Annotated in this window: 1 pseudogene; it reads right to left on the reverse strand. The window is 71.0% G+C overall.

Annotation, left to right across the window (positions count from 1 at the left end):
• Positions 1–628, reverse strand: a pseudogene (locus tag AC1D01_RS37730) (chromosome segregation protein SMC); the annotation flags it as partial.

Consider the following 628-nt stretch of genomic DNA (forward strand, 5'->3'; position numbering starts at 1 on the left):
CCGCCAGGTTGACCGCACCGAGCGCGGTGATCTCGCGGTTGATGCGGTCGATCTCGCCCTGCAGGCCGTACAGCTTGACGTTGTTGTCGGCGATGTTCTGCGCGAGCGCCGCGAGGTCGACCTCGGCGGCGGTCAGCTGTTCGAGGAACTGCGCGCCGCCGAGCTGCGCCGCCTGCTCTTCGAGCTGCAGCTTGGTGATGCGGTCGCGCAGCGGCTGCAGGCTCTGCTCGTGCGCCATGCGCTGTTCGTCGGCGCGGCGCAGGCGCAGCGTCAGGTCGTCGTACTCGCTGCGCTTGGCGCCGAGCGCGGCCTCGCGGTCGAGCTTGAGAGCCAACGCGTCTTCCAGCCCGACGAGGGCCGACGCATCGGTCAGCTTCACCAGCTCTGCCTGCAGTTGCTCGAACGAGGCCTCGTTCGACGCCACCTGCTGCTGCGCCGTCTCGATGCTGCGCTGCAGCTCGCCGCGGCGGGCCGCCAGCGCGCGCGACGAGAACTGCGCCTCCTGCGCCTGGCGCTCCAGCGAGCGCAGCTGCTCGCGCGCGTCGGCGAGCTTGCGCTCGGCGGCGATCACGCCCTCGTCGAGTTCGGCGTGGCGCTCCTGCGTGGTCGCGAGCTGCATGTCGAGTTC

The sequence above is a fragment of the Rhizobacter sp. P3_B12 genome (assembly GCF_056402895.1).